At 46.1% G+C, this 4,494-nt stretch carries 2 protein-coding genes; both read right to left on the bottom strand.

Going from position 1 to position 4,494, the window contains the following annotated elements; translation table 11 throughout:
- Positions 1-342: 342 nt before the first annotated feature.
- Positions 343-3,990, bottom strand: a complete 3,648-nt coding sequence (locus tag VN429_RS01465; RefSeq protein WP_325629031.1) for a tetratricopeptide repeat protein — start codon at positions 3,988-3,990, stop codon at positions 343-345.
- A gap of 52 nt (positions 3,991-4,042) precedes the next feature.
- On the bottom strand, positions 4,043-4,494 hold a 452-nt coding region (locus VN429_RS01460), incomplete at its 5' end, for a hypothetical protein (RefSeq protein WP_325629029.1).

Here is a 4,494-nt window from a genome sequence, read left to right as displayed (position 1 = left end):
GTTTTGTGAGATCCGGGTGAGGGGGTGTATATACGTGCAGGATCACCGACCTCCCGCACGAAGGGTGATCGGAGAGTTGAGATATCCGGAATGGGAGTTTGAGAGGGATTTATGAGGTCTGATGCGAACAGACCTGAAAGGGTATACACCCGACTTGAGCCGTGGTTCAATGGCCGGCAGGTCAGCAAGTTCGAGGATGGGTAGAGATTCTTTGTTGAGGTTTACAGGAGAGTGGAAATGAATCATCAGAAAGGGCTGAACCGGTTTTCCTTCTGCTTCTCGATCGGGATGATATCAGCAGGTATAAATCTCGATGGAAAGGTAGGTGGCTGAAGTATCATTCTATTTTAATCCGGTAGCCTGGTGATCAGTGAAGGCTAAGTCGACTACCGATGTTGCACCTTCGGTCTTGAATTTCTCTACGGTCTGTTCTATCAGTTCCTGGACTTGCTCAGGTGAGTATCCGGATGAGACCTGTTCGAATGTGGTGAGAGCAATCTTGGTGTTTCGATGATTCACTGATTGGTATAGATGAACAGATAGACCGATGAGTTTTAGGGCACCAATCGGATGATCCAGATGTGATGCTACCACCCCTAAAGAATATAACTCTTCAGCCATATTTCCGACTGATTGCAGAGATTCGCAGAGAGTTAATGCTTGACTGAATAGAGAACGGGCATGCTCGTAAAAACCCTGACGGAGATCGATGATGCCAAGTTGATGCAAACTACTCGCTTCTCCAACACTGTTACCAATATCATTCGAAATAACGAGAGATTGCTCGTAAAGAACGCGGGCATGTTCATAACGACCCTGACGGAGATCGATACTGGCCAGAGCATACAGATTACTTGCTTCTCCGGCACAGTTACCAATATCCTTCGAAATAATGAGAGATTGCTCGTTAAGAACACGGGCACGTTCATAACGACCCTGAAAGAGATCGATACTGGCTAGAGCGTACAGCGTATTTGCTTCTCCTGTCCTATCACCAATCTCCATCCTTATATCTAGTGCTTGTTTAAAAAGATCACGGGCACGCTCATAAGAACCCTGACAGAGATCGATACTGGCTAGATTGTGCAGCGTACTTGCTTCTCCTGCCCGATCGCCAATATCATTCCTCATATTCAGTACTCGTTCGAAAAGATCACTTGCACGTTCATAAAGACCTTGACAGAGATCGATACTAGCCAGAGTATGTAGACTGCTTGCTTCTCCTATTCTATCTCCAATATCATTCGATATTTCAAGAACTTGTTCTAAAAGAACACGTGATTTTTCATAAAAACACAGATGAAGATTGATGATGGCCAATTGGTGTAGACTACTAGCTTCTCCTCGTCTATTTCCAATTTCCTTGTAAATTGCAAGTGATTGCTCAAACAAATCACAGGCATGTTTATAGCAACATTGCTCTACATCAATGCTGGCCAGATTGTGTAGCATACGTGCTTCTCCTACCCGATCGCCAATCTCCATGCAAATTGTAAGTGATTGCTCGTAAATTAAACGGGCGCGTTCATAACAACCCTGGTCATAGTCAGCTTTACCCAACCAATTCAGAGTATATGGATGAACCTCTCTCTGTAATAGTTCCCTATTTAATACCCTGACTGAGTCATACATTCCTCTCCTGACAAAAAAATCAGAGAGACGACCGGTCACCAAACGAGCCTTTTCAAGCTCTTCTGCCTGCAGAAACAATGACCGGGCCTCAAGAAGGCAGGAGATCCAGGAGATCCCAAGATATTTTTCCCTGTCATCCTTCTCAAGATCCCAAAGAAAATCCCCGGCAGTATTGCAGGCAGACACTCTCTCATCATCACCGAGATGATCAAGGAGCCAGGGGCGGAGCATCCCATAAACTGCCCAGAGATTATCTACGCCCAATTCATGGTCCGTGAATATAAATGCCCGATTCTGCCACTCCTGGATATACCTCTTGATGGTCCGTACCGGAAGACTGGTCACTGCTGCAATTACTTCAGGTGGAATAGCGATACTGTAGACCGCAGACTGGCAAAGTGTAACTCGTGATGCATCACTCTCCAGATGCTTATATAATCGGCTTAAAACCAGAGAGTCGTAGTATGTATCCCGAAGTTCTCGCAGTTCATTGGGATTATCATCCCCTGATGGAAGAGAAATTTTTCTCAAATCTTCCAGAAATTGAGCAGGATCCTCGTTCAGGAGAGAAAGGATCTGCTCTAAGAACCTGGGAACTCCTCCAAACACCCGGTACACTTCAGATACCATTTCATCAGGTATCCTCCCATCCAGGGTAAGAACTTCATACTGCTCATTATTCCTGAAAACTTTGCCCACATCAGCCTGGTTCAGATCTCCCAGTTGACATTCAAAGGCTGTTGTCGGGTACTTCACTCCAGCCGGCAGATATCTGCAGGTGATAATGACCCGGGATTTTCCAGACAATTCAGATAATAGCATCGTGTAAAAGGTGGCTATATCTGGGTCAGCAATGATATTGGAGTCATCAAGATTTGTTTCAAAGTTATCAATTACCAGAACATACGGCTCCTGGTTGAGTTTGTGAAAAATATGGGAGAGTTTCTGCGATGGTGAGAGGTCCTTTTGCCGAAGCAGTTCTGTGAGAGGCGATCCAAACACTACCGCAAATCTCTCGATGAGCATCTCGCAGGTCAGTGGCGCCTCTCTGGAACAGGGGATTGCAACCGGGGTGTAATCCATCGAATTTTCAAATTTCCGCGCGATCTTTGTTGCCAGAGCACTCTTTCCTGCCCCTCCCATTCCGGTCAGGATGATAACCGAATATTCACCAGATTGAAGTCCGGGAAGGACCTTCTGGAGTTCACGTCTGCGCCCGACAAAGTGCGGTGCATACCCTTCGGTCATCCCGGGTAGCGGTCTGACAAGGTTTGATACCTTCTCTTTTACTTCAGGCTTCCCTGGTTCAAACAGGTGACATTGAGAAGATGAGGTGTACAATACCGGCAAAACCCATGAGAGATCACCGGTATCTTTGGTGGCATTCCAGAGTTTCCATCTGGCTAGGTTCAAAGACTGATCCAGCGAGGTGCCTGCTGCTAGCTCTTTGTACAAGTTTCTTGCAAAGGTTGTGGCATGGGAATCTGCAATCGAGGCCGCCCACCCGATAACCGCAGGCACCTGCTCACTGACCAGGGTCTGGCATATCCCTTTGATCGCATCTACCGGTGGAGCTTCTCCTGACTGGCAGCCACTGACAAACACACACTGAACACCCTGATCAACGAGGATATGTCTGATCTCATCTGAAGATTTGAGATCAAGGTTGCCTCCCTCATCCTCAAAGGCAAATCTTCCAATGTTGTCATCACCGATAACGCCATAACCGGTCAGGTGAACGATGTGAGGTCTGAATTGACGGATTTTTGTTTCCAGTTCTTCAAAGGTTCCAAGATCACCTGAATCGAATTCAACAGGGAGTCCGTGGATGCCTTTCAGGGTGTACTCTTCTTCACGTTCATACAAGAGGGGATTTGTTCCCCTCGGTGAACAGGCCATGAGGAGTAACCGAAGGGGGCCGGGGCGAAGAGAACATGAGGAATGGGTTATGGTGATTCCGGGATACCTGCTAATGCTGAGGCGTGTCTCGGTCCCGATAAAATTGGTATTATCAGGAGTCATGAGTTCCCAGGGAATGTTGAGAATCTCTGACTCTTTGGATGAGATGGTGATCCGGATGTGATCAGAAGTTCCGGCCGCATTTTTTATGGCTTCCCAATGGTCTTTGAGCAGAATTTCAAAGAGATGGCTGCCGTATTTTAACTGAATACCAGGATCCAGTGTAGGGAGATATGGACGATTAAAAATGGTTCGAAACTCTTTATTGAGAGTGAAGAGAAAGGACGTGGAGTCCTCAGAAAAAAGTTGATCCTTTGCTATCGTATTATTATTGAGAATGAGGGAAAATTGGTAAGTATCATTTATTTTTTCGATTGGAATAATAATCTCAGCAGGCATGAACCTCTATGGAAGATAGAGGGAGATGGCTGAAGTACCTTTCTATTTTTGATTAGGTGGTAGAGTGATCTGAAAAGATTGAATCGACTACCGCTGCTACACCTTCTGCCTGGAACTTCTCTACGGTCTGTTGGATAAAAAACTGGGCTTGCTCAGTTGAGTATCCGGATGATATCTGATCTAAGATGGAGAGAACATCAGGGGTGCTTGGATGATTCACTGATTGATACAGATGGACCGAAAGACCAAGGAGTTGGATAGCACCAATCGGACGATCCAGAAGTGATGCAATTTCCCCCAGGAAATAAAACTCATCTGCCATATCTCCGGGGGATTCAAGGTATTCGTAGAGAATCAATGCTTGCTGGGACTCATTAAGAGCACTTTCATAAGAGCCCAGCTCCAGATCGTTGGTGGCTAGTTCATGAAAACAACTTGCTTCTCCTTCTTTGTCCCCTATCTCCCGCATTATTTCCAGTGCCGGCTTGAATTTCTCTTCACCCA

It is taken from the genome of Methanospirillum sp. (genome assembly GCF_035560735.1).
GTDB lineage: Archaea > Halobacteriota > Methanomicrobia > Methanomicrobiales > Methanospirillaceae > Methanospirillum.
This window is presented reverse-complemented; position numbering and strand designations above follow the sequence as displayed.